Annotated in this window: 21 protein-coding genes and 1 riboswitch; of the genes, 13 read left to right on the forward strand and 8 right to left on the reverse strand. The window is 72.6% G+C overall.

Features of this window, described 5'->3' with window-relative positions; translation table 11 throughout:
- Positions 1 to 62: 62 nt before the first annotated feature.
- Together ACZ607_RS10160 and ACZ607_RS10165 are read left to right on the forward strand one after the other, a co-directional pair.
- On the forward strand, positions 63 to 290 hold the full coding sequence (locus ACZ607_RS10160) for an antitoxin (protein WP_099172088.1): 228 nt from the start codon (positions 63 to 65) through the stop codon (positions 288 to 290).
- On the forward strand, positions 287 to 658 hold the full coding sequence (locus tag ACZ607_RS10165; protein ID WP_403995064.1) for a fic family toxin-antitoxin system, toxin component: 372 nt from the start codon (positions 287 to 289) through the stop codon (positions 656 to 658). The genes ACZ607_RS10160 and ACZ607_RS10165 overlap by 4 nt, the downstream gene beginning before the upstream one ends.
- A 10-nt stretch (positions 659 to 668) precedes the next feature.
- Here the strand turns inward: ACZ607_RS10165 and ACZ607_RS10170 are convergent, their stop codons facing one another.
- The 4 genes from ACZ607_RS10170 to bioB all read right to left on the reverse strand — a co-directional run bounded on the left by ACZ607_RS10170 (position 669) and on the right by bioB (position 4,617).
- The gene (locus ACZ607_RS10170; RefSeq protein WP_469733680.1) at positions 669 to 1,364 is read right to left on the reverse strand and encodes a class I SAM-dependent methyltransferase; all 696 of its coding nucleotides are present in this window, start codon (positions 1,362 to 1,364) and stop codon (positions 669 to 671) included.
- A gap of 74 nt (positions 1,365 to 1,438) precedes the next feature.
- A complete protein-coding gene (bioD, locus tag ACZ607_RS10175) occupies positions 1,439 to 2,128 on the reverse strand; it encodes a dethiobiotin synthase (protein ID WP_469733682.1) in 690 nt (229 codons plus the stop codon).
- Between the two features lies 1 nt (position 2,129).
- Positions 2,130 to 3,434, reverse strand: a complete 1,305-nt coding sequence (locus ACZ607_RS10180; protein ID WP_469733684.1) for an adenosylmethionine--8-amino-7-oxononanoate transaminase — start codon at positions 3,432 to 3,434, stop codon at positions 2,130 to 2,132.
- Positions 3,427 to 4,617: a biotin synthase BioB gene (gene bioB / locus ACZ607_RS10185; protein ID WP_469733686.1), complete on the reverse strand. Its 1,191-nt coding sequence runs from the start codon at positions 4,615 to 4,617 to the stop codon at positions 3,427 to 3,429. The genes ACZ607_RS10180 and bioB overlap by 8 nt, the downstream gene beginning before the upstream one ends.
- Positions 4,618 to 4,761: 144 nt before the next feature.
- Here bioB and ACZ607_RS10190 point away from each other — a divergent pair, with 144 nt between their 5' ends.
- Together ACZ607_RS10190 and ACZ607_RS10195 are read left to right on the forward strand one after the other, a co-directional pair.
- Positions 4,762 to 5,910 carry an 8-amino-7-oxononanoate synthase gene (locus tag ACZ607_RS10190; RefSeq protein ID WP_469733688.1) on the forward strand — a complete coding sequence of 383 codons (1,149 nt, stop codon included), beginning with the start codon at positions 4,762 to 4,764 and terminating at the stop codon, positions 5,908 to 5,910.
- 221 nt (positions 5,911 to 6,131) lie between these two features.
- A complete protein-coding gene (locus ACZ607_RS10195; protein ID WP_469733690.1) occupies positions 6,132 to 6,563 on the forward strand; it encodes an ATP-binding protein in 432 nt (143 codons plus the stop codon).
- 88 nt (positions 6,564 to 6,651) lie between these two features.
- Here ACZ607_RS10195 and ACZ607_RS10200 read toward each other — a convergent pair whose 3' ends face one another.
- Entirely contained in the window at positions 6,652 to 7,566 is a 915-nt protein-coding gene (locus tag ACZ607_RS10200; RefSeq protein ID WP_469733692.1) for a LysR family transcriptional regulator, read from the reverse strand.
- A gap of 72 nt (positions 7,567 to 7,638) precedes the next feature.
- Between ACZ607_RS10200 and ACZ607_RS10205 the strand changes: the two genes are divergently transcribed.
- Positions 7,639 to 8,289 carry a LysE family translocator gene (locus ACZ607_RS10205; protein ID WP_469733694.1) on the forward strand — a complete coding sequence of 217 codons (651 nt, stop codon included), beginning with the start codon at positions 7,639 to 7,641 and terminating at the stop codon, positions 8,287 to 8,289.
- A gap of 18 nt (positions 8,290 to 8,307) precedes the next feature.
- Here the strand turns inward: ACZ607_RS10205 and ACZ607_RS10210 are convergent, their stop codons facing one another.
- From ACZ607_RS10210 to ACZ607_RS10220, 3 genes are all read right to left on the reverse strand, one after another.
- A complete protein-coding gene (locus tag ACZ607_RS10210; RefSeq protein WP_469733696.1) occupies positions 8,308 to 8,778 on the reverse strand; it encodes a C40 family peptidase in 471 nt (156 codons plus the stop codon).
- 3 nt (positions 8,779 to 8,781) lie between these two features.
- Positions 8,782 to 8,954: riboswitch (cyclic di-AMP (ydaO/yuaA leader) on the reverse strand.
- A 358-nt stretch (positions 8,955 to 9,312) separates the two neighbouring features.
- Entirely contained in the window at positions 9,313 to 9,621 is a 309-nt protein-coding gene (locus ACZ607_RS10215; protein WP_469733698.1) for a hypothetical protein, read from the reverse strand.
- 427 nt (positions 9,622 to 10,048) lie between these two features.
- Positions 10,049 to 11,044: an ABC transporter permease gene (locus ACZ607_RS10220; RefSeq protein WP_469733700.1), complete on the reverse strand. Its 996-nt coding sequence runs from the start codon at positions 11,042 to 11,044 to the stop codon at positions 10,049 to 10,051.
- Between the two features lie 110 nt (positions 11,045 to 11,154).
- Between ACZ607_RS10220 and ACZ607_RS10225 the strand changes: the two genes are divergently transcribed.
- From ACZ607_RS10225 to ACZ607_RS10260, 8 genes are all read left to right on the forward strand, one after another.
- Positions 11,155 to 11,775, forward strand: coding sequence for a TetR/AcrR family transcriptional regulator (locus tag ACZ607_RS10225; protein WP_469733703.1), 621 nt, complete (start codon positions 11,155 to 11,157; stop codon positions 11,773 to 11,775).
- Between the two features lie 139 nt (positions 11,776 to 11,914).
- Positions 11,915 to 12,217, forward strand: coding sequence for an urease subunit gamma (locus ACZ607_RS10230; RefSeq protein WP_469733705.1), 303 nt, complete (start codon positions 11,915 to 11,917; stop codon positions 12,215 to 12,217).
- A gap of 14 nt (positions 12,218 to 12,231) precedes the next feature.
- Positions 12,232 to 12,543, forward strand: coding sequence for an urease subunit beta (locus ACZ607_RS10235; RefSeq protein WP_469733707.1), 312 nt, complete (start codon positions 12,232 to 12,234; stop codon positions 12,541 to 12,543).
- Positions 12,536 to 14,257, forward strand: a complete 1,722-nt coding sequence (locus tag ACZ607_RS10240; protein WP_469733709.1) for an urease subunit alpha — start codon at positions 12,536 to 12,538, stop codon at positions 14,255 to 14,257. Before ACZ607_RS10235 ends, ACZ607_RS10240 begins: the two co-directional genes overlap by 8 nt.
- Positions 14,258 to 14,274: 17 nt before the next feature.
- Complete coding sequence (locus ACZ607_RS10245; RefSeq protein WP_469733711.1) at positions 14,275 to 14,940, forward strand: urease accessory protein UreF; 666 nt, start codon at positions 14,275 to 14,277, stop codon at positions 14,938 to 14,940.
- 40 nt (positions 14,941 to 14,980) lie between these two features.
- On the forward strand, positions 14,981 to 15,658 hold the full coding sequence (ureG, locus tag ACZ607_RS10250) for an urease accessory protein UreG (protein ID WP_469733713.1): 678 nt from the start codon (positions 14,981 to 14,983) through the stop codon (positions 15,656 to 15,658).
- Positions 15,655 to 16,440, forward strand: coding sequence for an urease accessory protein UreD (locus tag ACZ607_RS10255; protein ID WP_469733715.1), 786 nt, complete (start codon positions 15,655 to 15,657; stop codon positions 16,438 to 16,440). Before ureG ends, ACZ607_RS10255 begins: the two co-directional genes overlap by 4 nt.
- Before the next feature lie 154 nt (positions 16,441 to 16,594).
- Positions 16,595 to 18,172, forward strand: a complete 1,578-nt coding sequence (locus ACZ607_RS10260) for an alpha/beta hydrolase (RefSeq protein ID WP_469733717.1) — start codon at positions 16,595 to 16,597, stop codon at positions 18,170 to 18,172.
- Positions 18,173 to 18,185 lie beyond the last annotated feature (13 nt).

Genomic DNA, 18,185 nt, shown 5'->3' on the forward strand with positions numbered 1-18,185 from the left:
GGTGCGCCCGCGCCGTCCCGCTCCCCTTGCGGGTGCTAGCGCACTCGCGCTAGCGTGAGGGCGTGCCCAAGACTCAGCTGAACGTCCGAGTGGATGAGGCCACCGCCGAGGCGGCGCGACAGCGCGCCCTGCAGCGGGGGATGAGCGTGAACCGCTACATAGAGGAGCTCGTCAAACGGGATGCGGGCGAGGTGGGACACACCTTCGTCGAAGCCGCGGCCGACTTCATGAAGCAGTACGAGTCGGTGTTCGCCGAGGAGTTCGGCCCGGAGCGCAAAGGCACCCGTTGAACCTGCAGATCGACCTTTCCTGGCTGCTCATGGTCGCCGAGCACAAGACGCCCGGTGATCCGCAGGTCGTCGACTGGGGTGCGCTCGTCGCCGCCGTCAGCCGGCACGAGGCGGAGATCTTCGGCAGCCCCGTCTACAGCGACCCGCACGCGCGGGCCGCCGCCCTGTTGCAGCTGCTGCTCCATGTGCCCGCGCTGGAGCACTCCAACGCGATGTTCGCCTCCGCCGTCGCCTACGGCTACCTCGTCGCCTCCGGGCTCAAGGTCATCACCTCTCCCGAGCAGGTGCGCGACCTCGCCCGGCTGGTCAAGGAGGGCAAGGCCGACGTCAGGACCATCGCCGACGAGCTGCGCCGCTGGAGCCTGTGACCCGCGCTCCTCAGCCGGCCTCCGCCGCACGGTCCACCACGGCGGACCTGCGGGCCACGCCGAGCACGCACGGGGAACTCGGCAGCCGCACGCCACGGGCCGGGATACGGAACCTGCGGTGGACCCCCAGCTCGAAGCCGGCCTCCTCGATCGCCGCGAGCGTGTCCCGCGCGGTGTGACAGCCCCCGAAGAGCAGCGGCCACACGGTGCGGTCCGCCGCCCGCTGCGCCGTCGCCAGCGCCCGGCCGGGAGCCAGGGTGTGCTCGAAGAAGCGCAGCTCACCGCCCGGCCTCAGCACCCGCTTGATCTCGGCCAGCGCCCGCGGCAGGTCCCGCACGGTGCACAGGACCAGCGAGGCCACCGCCGCGTCGAACGCCTCGCTCTTGACCGGCAGGGCCTCCGCCGTGCCGGGCACCACGTCGACCGGCACCTCCGCGTGGAGTCCCGCCCCGGCCGCCATCTGCCGCAGGCTGCGTTCGGGCTCGATCGCCACCACCTCCGACACGGATCCGGGGTAGTGCGCGAAGTTGAGACCGTTGCCCGCGCCGACCTCGATGACCCGGCCGGAGAGGCCGCTGAGAAGCTCGTCCCGACGGTCGGCCACACCCCCCTTGAGGTCGGCCGCCACGCTCATCCGGGCGTAGAAGCGGGCGAAGACCGGGTGGTGCACCGCGTCCCGGGGGACTGGTGCGCTGCGCCGAAGCATGATCGGACCTCCTCGGAGGGCACGTGAATACGGCTCTCCTCGGATTCTCCCCCGTACGGGCCCCGCTCAGCCGCTCAGCCGGCGGTTCGATTCCCGCCGAGCTCCGGTGCCAGCCAACCCGCCGCCCGGGCCCGGAAGTCGGCCGGGTCCAGCGCCCCCGCACCGGCCGGTACCGCGCCGAGCAGCGGGACGCCCGCGGAGACCGGAAGGTCGTCGACGTTGCACCGTGAGGCCAGGTCCGGCTCGGCGGGCATGCTCCCCACCACCACGCCGGGGCAGGCGAGCCCGCGCGCACGCAGCGCCTCGGTCGTCAGCGCCGTGGCGTTGAGCGTGCCCAGACCCGCCGGGGCCACCACGAGCACGGGCGCCGCCATCAGCCGCGCGGCGTCCGCGAGCGTGGCCCCCTCTGCGTCGTAGCGGACCAGCAGCCCGCCCGCGCCCTCGACCAGCACCAGGTCGTGCTCGGTCGCCAGCTTCTGGGCCGCCTCGGCGATCTCGTACGGACGTACGGGGGCGAGGCCCGCCCGCCGTGCCGCCGTCTCCGGGGCCAACGGCTCCGGGAAACGGGCCAGTTCGACCGCCGTCACATGGGAGCCGGCCAGCCGCGCCACCTCGGCGGCGTCCCCCGGTTCACCCGGCGCGAGGCCGGTCTGGGCGGGCTTGAGCACCGCGACCCTCAGGTCCCGGTGAGCCGCCGCCACCGCCGCGGTCACGATCGTCTTGCCGATCTCGGTGCCCGTACCGGTCACCACGAGGACCGTCATCTCATCCCTCCTTCGCCGCGGCGCACACGGCCCGGCAGATCCGTGCCACATCGTCGTCCCCGGTCACGTACGGCGGCATCGTGTACACGAGATCGCGGAACGGGCGCAGCCACACACCCTCGCGGACCGCGGCCCGGGTCGCGGCCTCCATGTCCACCTCGTGATCGAGCTGTACGACGCCGATCGCGCCCAGCACCCGGACGTCCCGTACACCGGGCAGACCGGCGGCCTCCGCCAGCCCCTGGCGCAGGCCCGCTCCGATCCGCTTCACCTCCAGCTCCCAGTCCTGGCCCAGCAGGAGGTCCACGGAGGCGCAGGCGACCGCGGCGGCGAGGGGATTGCCCATGAACGTCGGCCCGTGGGCCAGCACCGGCACGTCCCCGCTCGAAATGCCCTCCGCCACCCGCGAGGTGCACAGCGTGGCCGCCAGCGTCAGATAGCCGCCGGTCAGCGCCTTGCCGACACACATGACATCGGGTGACACCCCGGCGTGGCCGGCCGCGAACAACTGCCCGGTGCGGCCGAACCCCGTCGCGATCTCGTCGAACACCAGCAGTACGTCGTTCGCGTCGCACGCCTCGCGGAGCACGCGCAGATAGGCGGGGGAGTGGAAGCGCATCCCGCCCGCCCCCTGCACCACGGGCTCCACGATCACCGCGGCCAGCTCATCGGCATGGGCGGCCACCAGCTCGCGCAGATGGCGCGCGTACGCGTCGTCCGGCTCGGCGTCGAAGCCGTCCGGAGGGGCGTCCGCGAAGACCTGCCGGGGGAGCGAGCCCGACCACAGCTCGTGCATCCCGCCCTCGGGGTCGCACACCGACATCGGCTGCCAGGTGTCCCCGTGGTACCCGCCGCGCCAGGTCATCAGCCGCTGCTTGGCGGGCCGTCCCGCCGAACGCCAGTACTGCAGGCACATCTTCACCGCGACCTCGACGGAGACGGATCCCGAGTCGGCGAGGAAGACGTGCCGCAGCGGCTCCGGAGTGATCTCCACCAGCCGGGTCGCCAGCCGGACGGCGGGCTCATGGGTGAGCCCGCCGAACATCACATGGCTCATCCGGTCCAGCTGGCCGCGGGCGGCCTCGTTGAGCACCGGATGGTTGTAACCGTGGACCGCCGACCACCAGGACGACATGCCGTCCACCAACTCGCGTCGCCCGTGGGCGGGTTCGGCGAGCCGGAGACGCACCCCGGACGCGGACTCCACGACCAGCGGCTCCTGCCGGCCCGGCATCGGGCCGTAGGGGTGCCAGACATGGGCCCGGTCCAGGGCGCGGAGTTCGGCGGGGCCGAGCGGATCAGGCATTGGGCGCGAGGTCCGTCCCGGCACCGCGACGGCGCACCGCCACCAGATCCGTACGCGCAGTCAGGGCCTCCGACGGTTCCGCGGCGGCCACGGGAGCGACGGCCTCGGGCGCCGCCTCGGGGGCATCGCCGCACGGTCCGCAGGAGCCCTCGTGCGAGCCGCAGCCGCCGCCCGCCGGAGCCCGGTGCTCGGGAAGCGTCGTGGTGTCCGCCCCCTCCACCTCGAACCCGGCGTCCTTGATCATGTCGAGGTCGGACTGGCCCGACTGGCCCTCGGTGGTCAGATAGTCGCCCAGGAAGATCGAGTTGGCCAGGTTCAGGGCGAGCGGTTGCATCGAGCGCAGATGGACCTCGCGCCCGCCCGCGAGCCGTACCTCGACGTCCGGGCAGACGAACCGGACCATCGCCAGGATGCGCAGGCACCGCTGGGGGGTGAGGTGCCACTCCTTGGCGAGCGGGGTGCCCTCGATCGGGATCAGGAAGTTCACCGGCACCGAGTCGGGGTCCAGCGCGCGCAGCGAGAACACGACGTCCACCAGGTCGGCGTCGGTCTCACCCATCCCCGCGATCAGCCCCGAGCACGCCGAGAGCCCGGCGGCCTGGGCCTGCTGCACGGTGTCCACCCGGTCGGCGTACGTGTGGGTGGTCGTGATCTCCCCGTACGTCCCCTCCGACGTGTTGAGGTTGTGGTTGTACGCGTCGGCGCCCGCGGACCTCAGCCGGTCGGCCTGGCCCTGCGAGAGCAGCCCGAGGCACGCGCACACCTCGACGTCCTCGTGCTCCCCCTTGATCGCCTCGATCGTCCGCGACACCCGGTCGACGTCCCGGTCCGTCGGCCCCCGGCCGCTCGCCACCAGACAGACGCGCTTGGCGCCACCGGCGACCCCGGCGGCGGCGGCCTTCGTGGCCTCGTCCGGCTTCAGCCAGGTGTACTTGAGGATCCCCGCCTCGGAACCGAGCCGCTGCGAACAGTACGAGCAGTCCTCGGGGCAGAGCCCGGACTTCAGGTTCACCAGATAGTTCAGCTTCACGCGCCGCCCGAACCACTGGCGGCGTACCTTTCCGGCAGCCGCCACCACGTCGAGCAGTTCGTCGTCGGAGGTCGCCAGCACGGCGAGCGCTTCGTCACGGGTCGGCAGTTCGCGCCGCAGCCCCTTGTCCACCAGCGTATTCAGCAGGTCCATGGCGTTGATCCTGACGTACGGCACCGCCATCGGCCAAGGAGGAACCGGACAGTTAAGGCTGCCGATGCTGTGGGTATTGCCACACCCTGGCCTGTTGCGCACCCGGTTAGGGTCTGTGAGCTGCCTACAAAAAGGGACCCGCCCATGCCCTACGCCCCGTTCGACTGGATCGACGACGAGGCCCGGCGCCGCGCCGACGCCGGACTCGTCCGGACGCTCCGCCCCCGGCCCGCCGGGACGGAACTCCTGGACCTCGCGAGCAACGACTACCTGGGGCTGAGCCGGAACCCCGAGGTCACCGGCGCGGCCGCCGATGCGGCCCGGACCTGGGGCGCGGGGTCCACCGGCTCGCGGCTCGTCACCGGCTCCACCGCGCTGCACGCCGAACTGGAGCGGGAACTCGCGGCGTTCTGCGGGTTCGAAGCGGCACTGGTCTTCTCCTCCGGTTACGCGGCCAACCTCGCCGCGCTCACGGCGCTCACCGGACACGACGCGTTGATCGTGTCCGACGCCGGCAACCACGCCTCGATCGTGGACGGCTGCCGGCTCTCCAGGGCCGCCACCGCCGTCGTCCCGCACGCGGACCCCGAGGCCGTGCGCAAGGCGCTCCTCACCCACGACGGACCGGCTCTGACGGTGACCGACTCCGTCTTCTCGGTGGACGGCGACGCGGCCCCGCTCGCCGGACTCGCCGACGTCTGCCGCGAGGCGGGCGCGGCCCTTCTCGTCGACGACGCCCACGGGCTGGGCGTCCTGGGCGAGGGCGGGCGCGGCGCCCTCGCGGCGGCCGGACTGGCGGGCGACGAGGGCGTCGTCGCCACACTCACCCTCTCCAAGTCCCTCGGGAGCCAGGGCGGGGCGGTGCTCGGCCCCGCCCGCGTCATCCAGCATCTGGTCAACACGGCCCGTACGTTCATCTTCGACACCGGTCTCGCCCCGGCCGCCGTCGGCGCGGCGCTGGGCGCGCTGCGTCTGCTGCGCCGCGAACCGGACCGCGCGGCGAGGGCCGGGGCGGTCGCCGCCGAGCTGCACGGCCGGCTCACGGCGGCCGGGCTGACCGCGGTGCGCCCCGACGCCGCCGTGGTGTCGGTCCGCGCCCCCTCCGCGGAGTCGGCGGTGCGCTGGGCCGCCGACTGCCGCGCCGCGGGTCTCGCGGTGGGGTGCTTCCGCCCGCCGTCGGTGCCGGACGGGATCTCCCGGCTTCGGCTGACCGCCCGCGCCGACCTGACGCACGATCAGATCGCGGCCGCCGTGGGCACGGTCGTCGCGACGGCACCGCTGTCCGCCAGCTGAACGGGCGCTCGCCGAGGAGCGGAGCCGCGGTGGACCCGTGTCCCCTCCGGGCGTGAGGCCGGCGCGCGGGAGCGGGGACGGGGTTCACCGTAACGAGCGACAGATATATGCATATCTTGGTGGATCGCCGTCATCGCGGGCGGCATCGGTGGCACTCTGGCGCGAAGCACAATCCAGGCTCGGTCACAGGCCGGTCGGGCCGGGAAAGGGACGGCGTCGCCATGGCAGACCATCAGGAAGCATCCGTCACCCTGCCGAGCGATCCGGCCTCGGTCTCCACGGCCCGGAGACATGTGGCCCGGGTGCTCACCGAATGGGGCCTCGCCGAGGACGGCGACACCGCGGACACCGTCCGGCTGATCGTCTCCGAACTCGCCACCAACGCGGTCCAGCACACCTTCGGCCAGTCGCCCACCTTCACGGTGGACCTCCGTCTCGACCGGGACGTGGAGCTCTACCTCGGCGTGACGGACAGCCACCCGCGCCGGCCCCAGCGGCTGCCCGCCGCCGTACGCCAGGACAACGGGCGCGGCATGGTGATCATCCGGGCCCTGACGAAGGAGCACGGCGGCCGGCTGAGCGTCAGTCCCACCGCCGACGGGGGCAAGACCGTGGCGGTGGCCCTTCCCTGGCCGGTTCCCGCCCAGGCCTGACGCGGCGGACGCGTGCCGGCCGCGGGAGCGGGGCCCTGTGCGGAGCGGCTCCCGGATGGATCGGCCCCTGCGTGGAGCGGGCCGGTCCTCAGCCTGCGGAGGCCCGGCCGAAGCCGCTGCGCAGCAGCGCCATCAGCGTCGTCGCCGCCGGGGTGTTCCGGTCCCCGCGGTGCACCACGGAGATCGTCCGCCGGAATGCGGCGGGTTCCAGCCGCCGGACGGCGAGTGGCGCCGGGGACATCGCCGCCACCATCTCCGGCACCACCGCCACGCCGATCCCCGCACTGACCAGGGCGCAGACCAGGGCGTAGCCGGGCGACTCGCACACCACCGCCGGGGTGGCACCCGCCTCGGCCAGCGCCCGCTCCACCCCGCGCCGCGGCGGATGGTCGGGGGCGCTGCTGATCAGCGGACGGCCCGCGAGTTCGGCCACCGGCAGCGGGCCGCCGCCCTCGGACAGCATCTGCCCGAGCGCGGTGACCAGCACCAGCTCCTCGACGAGCAGCGGCTCGGCCGACAGCCCGGCCGGCAGCGGCTGGGGAGCCGCGGGCTCGTACGCATGGGTCAGCGCCAGGTCCACGTCACCCGCCGCCACCGCGGTGACCCCGGCGGGCGGCTCGTAGTCCGTGACGGCCAGCTCCACGTCGGGGTGGGCGCGCCGGAAGGCCGTGAGCACGGGCGGCAGCAGATGGATCCCGGCCGTCACGAACGTACCGACGCGCAGCCGGCCGCCCGACAGCCCCGCGAGCCCGGCCAGCTCGTGCCGCGCCTGCTCCATCTCGTCCAGCACGCGTCTGGCCCGCCCCGCCAGCAGCTCACCCGCCGCCGTCAGCCGTGCCCCACGGTGATGGCGGACCAGGAGCGCGGCCCCCGCCTCCCGCTCCAGCTTGGCCAGCTGCTGCGAGAGCGCGGGCGCGGTGTAACCCAGCCGCGCCGCCGCGCGCGTGATCGAGCCGGCCTCGGACACCGCCACCAGCGCGGCCAGCCGCGTCGGGTCGTACATTAAGCATTCCTTTCGGCAGACCCAGAATATTGCAAGTACATGCTAAAGGGCCTGAGCGGCCAAGGTGGACCCATGGACGCACAACTGCTCGCCTTCGTCGCCGTCGCCGCGGGAATGGTGGCCCTCCCCGGCGCCGACTTCACGGTCGTCGTACGCAACGCCCTCGCATCCCGGCGGTCCGGGCTCGCCACCGCGGTGGGGGTCGCCGGAGGGCTGCTGGTGCACACCGCGCTGGCCGCCGCCGGACTCGCCGCCGTCCTCGTGACGATGCCCGTCCTGTTCCGCACCGTGCAGCTGCTCGGCGGCGCGTACGTGCTCTACCTGGGGCTCAGCGGTCTGTACGCGATGTGGCGCCGGGCGGCCACCACCGGCGCGGGCGCCGAAGCCCAGGAGGAGGACCCGGGCCGGGCGCTGCCGGGACTCGGACGCTCGCTGCGCCAGGGCTTCCTGACCAACGCCCTCAACCCGAAGGCCCCCGTGCTCTTCCTCAGCCTGCTGCCCCAGTTCGTCCCCGAGGGGCGGTCGGCGCTTCCCAGGACCCTGCTGCTGGCCTCGGTGGTCGTCGTGCTCGCGCTCGTCTGGTTCTCCTCGGTGGCCCTGCTCGTGGCCCGGCTGGGGCGGTGGCTGCGCCGGCCGCGTGCCTCCCGCGCGATCGAGGGGGGCAGCGGCACGGCGCTCACCGCGTTGGGGCTCGTACTGGTGACGGGCCCCCTGCTGCGCTGAACCGGAAGGGGGAGGGTGTCAGGCGACCCTCCCGTACCAGACGTTGCCGGACCAGATCTTCTCCAGCCGGACCACGGCGCCTGTCTTCGGTGAGTGCCAGATCTTGCCGCTGCCGGCGTAGATGCCGACGTGGTACACACTGCTGCCCGCATGGAAAAAGACCAGGTCGCCGCGTTTCCGCTGCGACCTGGAGATATGGCGGGTCTTGTTGTACTGCTGCTGAGCCGTACGGGGGAGTTTCTTGCCGGCCTTCTTGAACGAGTAGAGCGTGAGACCGGAGCAGTCGAACCGATGGGGGCCGGTGGCTCCCCATCTGTAGGGCGACCCCTTCTTCGAGGCGGCGATCTTGAGCGCCTTCGTCGAATGGGTCGCGGCCTCGGCGTCGTTCACGAGACCGGGGGCCATCATGGTGGTGCCTACGGCGAATGTCAGAACCGAAGCCGTACCGACACGGGCGAACAGAGACGGGACATGAACCTGCGCAGTCATGCGCAACCCTTCGTCAGCCGCCTGTGAAGGATGACCTGTCGGGTTCGGGCTGGCGAAGTTGCCCGGCCGCGTGGTGCGGCTTCACCCCGAGGGCCGTCCGGTTGCCCGGCCGGCCCGTTGTGCTCGGGTCCTCCACTCCTGCCGATCCACTTCTGTCGACCAGGCATCCGGACGGCGGCAGGACTCGGCGTCCGCCCGGACCGCCCCGCCGCGGTGGCGGGGGCTTGTCGTCCCAGGGATCTTTACGCACGCACTGCCGGATTTCCTCGCTGAAGTGGCGATATGTGAGAGTCGTCACGACTGATCCGATCGGGTGGACGCGGCCACCCGGGAGCCGTGACGACCGGGCCGGACCAGCCGCGTACCAGCGGCGGAACAACGGATTCCGCTCAGCGTCCGCGCCCGTTGCGCAAGTTGGGCTGTCCCTCGGGCGGGGTAGCTTCTACGCCGATCGAGCGAGCAAAACTCATCGGCCCGCCGGGCGTGTCGAGAAGAGGCGCCGAAAGGCGGGTTCCGCGACCGGTGGTGAGGCGTTCAACTCGACGGCGCGGGTGGCACGGCGACCCGTGCGGCGCGACGCTCGCCGTCCAGCAGCCGCAGTGCCCTGGCCAAGGTGTCCGCGTGGATCTGCGATTCACCCCGCTCGTGCATCAACACCAGCGCGTCCCGGAGGGCGGCGGCCTTGGACGCGAGCGCCTGGGCCGCCCGGAGCGCCCCGTACGTGTCGCTGCCACGGGCGGGGTTGATGCGGCCGAGCTGGTCGAGCGCCTCCAGGTAGCGGTCGATGAACTCGGCCTCGGCGCGGGTCAGGGCGGGAAGCGGCGGGAACTGGGGTGGGAGCATCGGGCGTTCACCTCGCGGGTGCGGCGGCCGGGACGGTGCGCGGTTCTCCATGACGTGGTCCACCGGCCCGAACGCCGGGGCGGCCGGGGCGTCGAGGAAGGTGTCCCGTTCGATGTCGGCGCTGATCTCTTGTGGGGAGCGCCCGTGCGGTGGGCCGGCACGGCCGTGAGCGACAGGTGTTCGCGCGTCAACTCGCGGGCCCGGGTGCCGAGATCGGAGGGCAGGCCCCGCAGCGGCTCCTCGGGGCGGGTCGCTGAATGACTACCCGGGTGCCCGGCAGGGCATGTCGGCGGCCGGGGGCTCCTGCCCCGAGCCGCACCGCGGCGCGGGAGGGCGCGGCCGGCCCTGTTCGCGCACGATCGTGGCACGGCGGGAGCCGCGCCCCCGCCAGTCCGGCGAGGGCGCGGCTCGTCCGGGTGGTGTCCCGTCAGCCGGCGAGGGCGGGCTCGGGGTGCCCGGCGGAGGAGGGGGACGGAGCGTCCGGCTCCGGGCGCCGGCGGCCGCCGGCCAGTACGGCGGCCAGGCCGACGGCCGCCCACACGGCCAGGGTCAGCGCGCCGCCGCCCGCCGCCGCGCCGTCGAAGAACGCGACCGACCGCAGCAGCGAGCCGCCCGCCCCCGGCGGGAGCCACTGACCGATCGCGCCGACCGGTTCGGGCAGCAGCTGAGGGGCGCTCGTGACACCCGAGAAGGAGTTGCCGAGCAGCACCATCAGCAGCGCGCCCACACCGATGCCCTTCGGGCCGAGCAGGGTGGCGAGCCCTCCGACGGCCGAGGCGATGGCCAGCACGGTCAGCCCGATGGCGCCGGCCTCCGCCCACCAGTCACCCGCCACCACGCCCAGCCAGCTGTGGGCGATCGCGGTGGCCGCGACACCGACCAGGGCCGATGCCGCGACGAGGGTCACGGCCGCCCTGGCACCGCGCAGTCCCATGACGGTGACCAGCGCACCGGCGGCGACACCGGCCAGGGCCAGCGGGAGGATGCTCGCGCCGAGCGCGGCGCCGCGCGGATCGGCCTCGGGCGCCGCGACGACATCGGTGACCGGTATCGCCGTGCCGGCGGGGGCCGAGGCCTTGACCGCCTCGGCCAGCAGCTGGGCGACGACGGGGCTCGCCGCGGAGGCGGTCAGCAGCTGCGGGCCCTCTGCGGTGACGACGACGGCGCCGTATACGACCCGGTCCTCGATCGCGGCACGGGCCGCGGCCTCGTCGGCGTAACGGTGGATGTCGAAGGCGCCCTCGCGCTGTTCGAACCGGCTCTGCACCTGCTCGGCCGCCGGGGCGGTGCCCGCGACGCCCACGGGCAGGTCGCGTGGGGCGATCCGGGCGGCGGGCCAGGAGAACGCCCAGAGGCTGAGCGTCACGATCAGCGGGACGAGGAGGATGACCGCGAGCGCGCGGCGGTTGGGCGCAGCAGGCATGACGACTGCCTCAATTCAAAGAGAAGGATCGTTCGTTTTAGTTAAGGCGGCCACTGTCCCCCCGGGTCCGGACGCTTGTCAAGAAGGAACGTTCGTTTTAGATTGGGGCCATGGCACGCGTATCCCAGGAGCACCTCGACGCCCGCCGCCGGCAGATCCTCGTCGGTGCCGCGCACTGCTTCGCCCGTAACGGCTTCCACGGCACCTCGATGCAGGACGTGCTGAGGGAGGTCGGACTGTCCGCCGGGGCCGTCTACCGCTACTTCGCGGGCAAGGAGGACCTGATCGCCGCCATCGCCGACGAGGCGTTCGTCAGCATCCGGCGGGCCTTCGAGGAGGCCGCCGAGCTCACCCCGCCGCCCACCCCCGACATCCTGCTGGGCAGGGTGGTGCGCGGGGTCTTCGAGGACCAGGTGTACGGGATGGAGCGCCGCACGATCGCCGCGCTCATCGTCCAGGTGTGGGCCGAGACCATGCGCAACGAACGGCTGGCCAAGACCCTCGACGACGGCTACACCGGCATGCGCGCGGCCTGGGCGAAGCTGGTGGACGCCTACCGGGCGGCCGGGCTGATGCGCGCCGACGTTCCGGCCGACGACGTGGCCCGCACCCTGATCGCCACCGCCCAGGGATTCATCGCCCAGGAGGCGCTGTTCGGCGGGGTCGAGCCGGACGTCCTGGAGAACGGCCTGCGCGGCCTGATGTCCATGGATCCGTCAAGGATCAGTTAACGCGCCGGAAAAACTTCCGCCCTAACGTTCCATACCTGGTCGCGGAGCCCTCTTCACCGTTCAACAGAGTGTTGAAGGCGGGATAGGGTCCCGCTGCGCCCGGGGCAGGTACCGGGCGGGAGACGAAGAGGGTGGAAGCGTGCAACTGACTCCGCACGAACAGGAACGCCTGCTCATCCATGTGGCCGCCGACGTCGCCGAGAAGCGCCGGGCGCGCGGGCTGCGGCTGAACCACCCCGAGGCGGTCGCGCTGATCACGTCGCACCTCCTGGAGGGCGCCCGCGACGGCCGGACCGTGGCCGAACTGATGGCATCCGGCCGGAAGATCCTCACCCGCGAGGACGTCATGGACGGCATCCCGGAGATGATCCACGACGTCCAGGTCGAGGCCACCTTCCCGGACGGCACCAAGCTGGTCACCGTCCACGAACCGATCGTCTGACGGGGGAGCGGCCGATGATTCCCGGAGAGATCCTGTTCGCAGAGGGGCGGATCGCGCTCAACGACGGGCGCCCCGTCACCCGCCTCACCGTCCTCAACGCCGCGGACCGGCCCGTCCAGGTCGGCTCGCACTACCACTTCGCCGAGGCCAACCCCGGTCTGGACTTCGACCGCCACGCGGCCCACGGGCTGCGGCTGAACATCGCCGCGGGAACCGCTGTGCGCTTCGAGCCCGGCATCCCCGTCGACGTCGAACTCGTCCCGCTCGCAGGTCTGCGCACCGTCCCCGGCCTGCGCGGCGTCACCGGAGGTCCCCTCGATGCCTGAGCTCAGCCGTCCCGTGTACGCCGATCTCTTCGGGCCCACCACCGGCGACCGTATCCGGCTCGCCGACACCGACCTCGTCGTCGAGATCGAGGAGGACCGCTCCGGAGGCCCCGGACGGGCCGGCGACGAAGCCGTGTTCGGCGGCGGCAAGGTGATCCGTGAGTCGATGGGCCAGGCGCGGACCACCCGCGCCGAGGGCGCACCCGACACCGTCGTCACCGGCGCCGTCATCATCGACCACTGGGGCGTCGTCAAGGCCGACATCGGCATCCGCGACGGCCGGATCACCGGCATCGGGAAGGCCGGCAACCCCGACACGATGGACGGGGTCCACCCCGAGCTGGTCATCGGTCCCGAGACCGAGATCATCGTGGGGAACGGCAAGTTCATCACCGCCGGAGCCATCGACGCCCACGTCCACTTCATCTCGCCGACCCTCGTCGACCAGGCGCTCTCCTCCGGGATCACCACACTGGTCGGCGGCGGCACGGGACCGGCCGAAGGGACCAAGGCCACCACGATCACCCCCGGCCCCTGGCACCTCGCCCGGATGTTCGAAGCGCTCGAGGGCTACCCGGTCAACATCGGTCTGCTCGGCAAGGGCAACACGATGTCCCGCGAGGCCATGCACTCCCAACTGCGCGCCGGAGCGCTGGGATTCAAGATCCACGAGGACTGGGGCGCCACCCCCGCCGTCATCGACGCCTGCCTGGGCGTGTGCGAGGAGACCGGCGCCCAGCTGGCCATCCACACGGACACGCTCAACGAGGCGGGGTTCGTCGCCGACACCCTGGCCGCCATCGCCGGCCGGTCCATCCACGCGTACCACACGGAGGGCGCGGGCGGCGGGCACGCCCCCGACATCATCAGCGTGGTCTCGGAGCCCTACGTCCTGCCCAGCTCCACCAACCCGACCCGGCCGCACACCGTCAACACCATCGAGGAACACCTCGACATGCTGATGGTCTGTCACCACCTCAACCCGACCGTGCCGGAGGACCTCGCCTTCGCCGAGTCCCGGATCCGGCCCTCCACCATCGCGGCCGAGGACATCCTGCACGACCTCGGTGCCATCTCGATCATCTCCTCGGACTCCCAGGCGATGGGCCGTATCGGCGAGGTCGTCCTGCGGACCTGGCAGACCGCCCACGTGATGAAGCGGAGGCGCGGCGCCCTGCCGGGCGACGGCCCCGCCGACAACCACCGGGCACGTCGCTATGTCGCCAAATACACCATCAACCCGGCGGTGGCGCAGGGGCTGGACCGGGAGATCGGCTCCGTCGAGACCGGCAAGCTCGCCGACCTCGTGCTGTGGGACCCGGCGTTCTTCGGCGTCAAGCCGCAGACCGTCATCAAGGGCGGCCAGATCGCGTACGCGCAGATGGGCGACGCCAACGCCTCGATCCCCACCCCGCAACCGGTCATGCCCCGGCCGATGTTCGGCGCCGTGGGCCGGGCCCCCGCGGCCAACTCCCTCAACTTCGTGTCCGGGGCGGCCGTCGAGGCCGGGCTGCCCGAACGCCTCGGACTCGGCAAGGAGTTCGTGCCGATCACCAGCACCCGGGGCGTCACCAAGGCGGACATGCGGGAGAACGACGCCCTGCCCCGGGTCCAGGTCGATCCCGACAGCTTCGCCGTCACGATCGACGGCGACCCGGTCGAACCCGCGCCCGCCGCGGAACTCCCCATGGCCCAGCGTTACTTCCTCTTCTGAGGGCGGGACAGCACCTCATGACGACGCGCGCAGCCCTGCTCGTCCTCGCCGACGGCCGGTTCCCCGCCGGTGGCCACGCCCACTCCGGCGGCGCCGAACCGGCCGTCAAGGCGGGACGCATCCGCGACGCCCGGGACCTGGAGGAGTTCTGCCTGGGCCGGCTCCACACCACCGGGCTCACCTCCGCCGCCCTGGCCGCCGCGGCGGCCCAGGGCCTCGACCCGCTCGCCCTCGACGAGGCGGCCGACGCCCGGACCCCCTCGCCCGCCCTCAGGAACACCGCCCGCAAACTCGGCCGGCAGTTGATGAGAGCGGCCCGGGCCACCTGGCCGAGCGCCGAACTGGCCGCGCTCGCCGAAGCCCGGCCACGCGGCGCCCACCAGCCCGTCGTCCTCGGGCTCACGGCGCGCTCCGCCGGCCTGGAACCCGCCGACGCCGCACACTGCGTCGCGTACGAGACGGTCAGCGGCCCCGCCACCGCGGTGGTCCGCCTGCTGTCCCTGGACCCCTTCGAGGCCGCCGCCGTCCTCGCCCGGCTCGCCCCCGCCCTCGACCGGGTCGCCGGGCAGGCCGCCGAAGCCGCACGCCACGGCATCGACGCGCTGCCCGCCGCCTCCGCCCCGCTGCTCGACATCTCGGCCGAGGCCCACGCGGCCTGGCCGGTCCGCCTCTTCGCGTCCTGAACACGCGCCCCGCCCCACCGCCCTCACCAGGAGCCGCACCATGCACCTCGACCACACGCACACCGGTCCGGCCGCCGTCGGCGCCGACTCCACACGCCCCGACGGGACCCGCCGCGCACTGCGGATCGGCCTGGGAGGGCCGGTCGGATCCGGCAAGACGGCCACCGTCGCCGCCCTCTGCCGTGCCCTGCGCGACCGGATCTCCATCGCCGTCGTCACCAACGACATCTACACCCGCGAGGACGCCGCCTTCCTGCTCCGCAACGCCGTCCTGCCGCCCGAGCGCATCCAGGCCGTCGAGACCGGCGCCTGCCCGCACACCGCGATCCGCGACGACATCTCCGCCAACCTCGAAGCCGTCGAGGACCTGGAGGACTCCGTGGGCCCCCTCGACCTCATCCTCGTCGAATCGGGCGGCGACAACCTCACCGCGACCTTCTCCAAGGGGCTCGTCGACGCCCAGGTCTTCGTGATCGACGTCGCCGGCGGCGACGACATCCCCCGCAAGGGCGGCCCCGGTGTCACCACCGCCGACCTGCTCGTTGTCAACAAGACCGACCTCGCCCCCTACGTCGGCTCCGACCTGGGCCGGATGGCACGGGACGCAGCCGCACAGCGCGGTGACCTCCCCGTGGTCTTCACCTCGCTGACCGGCGCCGACGGTGTCGCACCGGTCGCCGACTGGGTCCGGGAGCGGCTCGCGGACTGGACCGCATGAGCGTCACGGCCACCGCCCGGATCACGGCCGCCGCCGACGGACGGGGATCCACCGCCCTCCCGGTCCTGGAGAGCGAGGGCCCGCTCGCACTGCGCCGGACCAGATCACCGGATCCCGCGTACGCCCGCGTCACCGTGGTCGGCGCGATGAGCGCCCCGCTGGGCGGCGACCGGCTCGCCGTCGAGGTCCTGGCCGGGGACGGCGCACGGCTGACCGTGGACTCCGCAGCCGCCACCGTGGCACTGCCGGGCGCCGGCCCGGACGCCGTACCCGCCTCGTACGACGTACGGCTCGGCGTGGGGGAGGGGGCCGAACTCCGCTGGCTCCCCGAACAGATCGTCTCCGCGTACGGCAGCGAACTCGACCTGACCACCCGGGCCGACCTCGCCGCCACCGCACGCCTGGTGCTGCGCGAGGAACAGGTCCTGGGCCGGCACGGTGAACGCACCGGCCGGCTCTCCACCCGCCTGACCGTCCGCAGGGCCGGGCGGCCACTGCTCGACCAGCAACTGGCGTACGGCCCGGGGGCCCCCGGAGGCTGGGACGGTGCGGCCGTCCTCGGCGGCCACCGTGCCGTCGGGCAGCTGCTCGTCGTCGACCCGGCCTTCGAGGACGGCCTCCCCGCGCCCAGGCCGCTCGGACCCCGCGCCGCCCTCACCCCGCTGGCCGGGCCCGCCGTCCTGGTGACCGCGCTCGCCGCGGACGCCCGGCTGCTGCGCGCCGTGCTGGACGAGGCGCTGGAGAGCCTGTTGAAGGAGACAGAACCGCTCCAGGAAGCGTGAGTTCGCTCAGCGGGACAGAGAGCACCGGTTATTGGTTCGGTAAAGAAACACGTGTACGCCCTGTTCTCAGCAACCTCACAGACGAAAGGATCCTCCTGGACTGATGAACCAACGCGCCGCCACCGTCGGCGCATCACGCAGGGGGAGGTTCCACTTGAGACGCACAGCGGTGCTCGGTTCGGCCGGCACTCTGATCGCGGGCACGCTCATAGCAGGGGCGATAGCCGCACCGGCCGCCGGTGCCGACAGCAGGCACCACGGCGACCAGGAGGCGCGCGGCGTCCAGATCGCGGCGGCCCGGGCAGCGAGGACCGGAATCGACTGGGCGGACTGCCCGGCGGACTGGGCGATCGCCGCACCCATCCAGTGCGGGTGGGTGAGCGTTCCGCTCGACTACGCCAAGCCGAACGGCAAGCAGGTCAAGCTCGCGGTCGACCGGCACGTCAGCACGGGCACGAAGAGCGAGCGCCAGGGCGCACTCGTCTACAACCCCGGCGGCCCCGGCGGCTCGGGCATGGCGTTCCCCAAGCGCATCGTCACCAAGAACCCGCTCTGGACGAAGACCGCGAAGGCGTACGACTTCGTGGGCTTCGACCCGCGCGGCGTCGGCCACTCGGCGCCGATCTCCTGCATCGACCCCCAGGAGTTCGTGAAGGCTCCGAAGGCCGATCCGGTGCCGGACAGCGAGGCCGACAAGCGGGCCCAGCGCAAGCTCGCGGCGGAGTACGCCGAGGGCTGCGCCGAGCGCAGCGGCGACATGCTGCCGCACATGACCACGCCCAACACCGCCCGCGACCTGGATGTCATCCGCGCCGCGCTCGGTGAGAAGAAGCTCAACTTCCTGGGCGTCTCCTACGGGACGTACCTGGGCGCGGTCTACGGCACGCTCTTCCCGTCGCACGTACGCCGCATGGTCGTCGACAGCGTGGTCAACCCGGCGAAGAGCAACATCTGGTACGAGGCCAACCTCAACCAGGACATCGCCTTCCAGACGCGCTGGAACGACTGGAAGGCCTGGGTCGCCAAGAACGACGCGGCCTACCACATCGGTGACACGCCCGAGAAGGTCGAGAAGGCGTGGCTGAAGCTGCGTGCCGAGGCCAAGAAGAAGCCGATCGGCGGGGTCCTCGGCCCGGCCGAGCTCATCGGCTTCTTCCAGAGCGCGCCGTACTACGACTCCGCCTGGGCGCCCACCGCCCAGACCTGGAGCGACTACCTGGGCGGCGACACCCAGGCGCTGATCGACGCGGCGGCACCCGACCTGTCGGACACCGCGGGCAACATCAGCGCCGAGAACGGCAACGCCGTCTACACGGCCGTCGAGTGCACGGACGCCAAGTGGCCCACCAGCTGGAAGAAGTGGGACCGCGACAACACACGGCTGCACCGGGACAACCCGTTCATGACATGGGCCAACGCCTGGATGAACCTGCCGTGTGCGACGTGGCCGGCGAAGCAGCAGACCCCGCTGGACGTCCGTACCGGCAAGGGCCTCCCGCCGGTGCTCATCGTGCAGTCCACGCGCGACGCCGCCACCCCGTACGAGGGCGCCGTCGAGCTGCACAAGCGGTTCAAGGGCTCCCGTCTCATCACCGAGAAGGGCGCCGGATCGCACGGTGTCACCGGTCTGGTCAACCCCTGCGTCAACGAGCGGGTGGACACCTACCTGCTCACCGGGAAGACCGACCGGCGCGATGTGACGTGCACCCCGCACGCCACGCCGACGCCGTGATCACCACCTGACG

This window comes from Streptomyces sp. NPDC104381, from assembly GCF_055583745.1.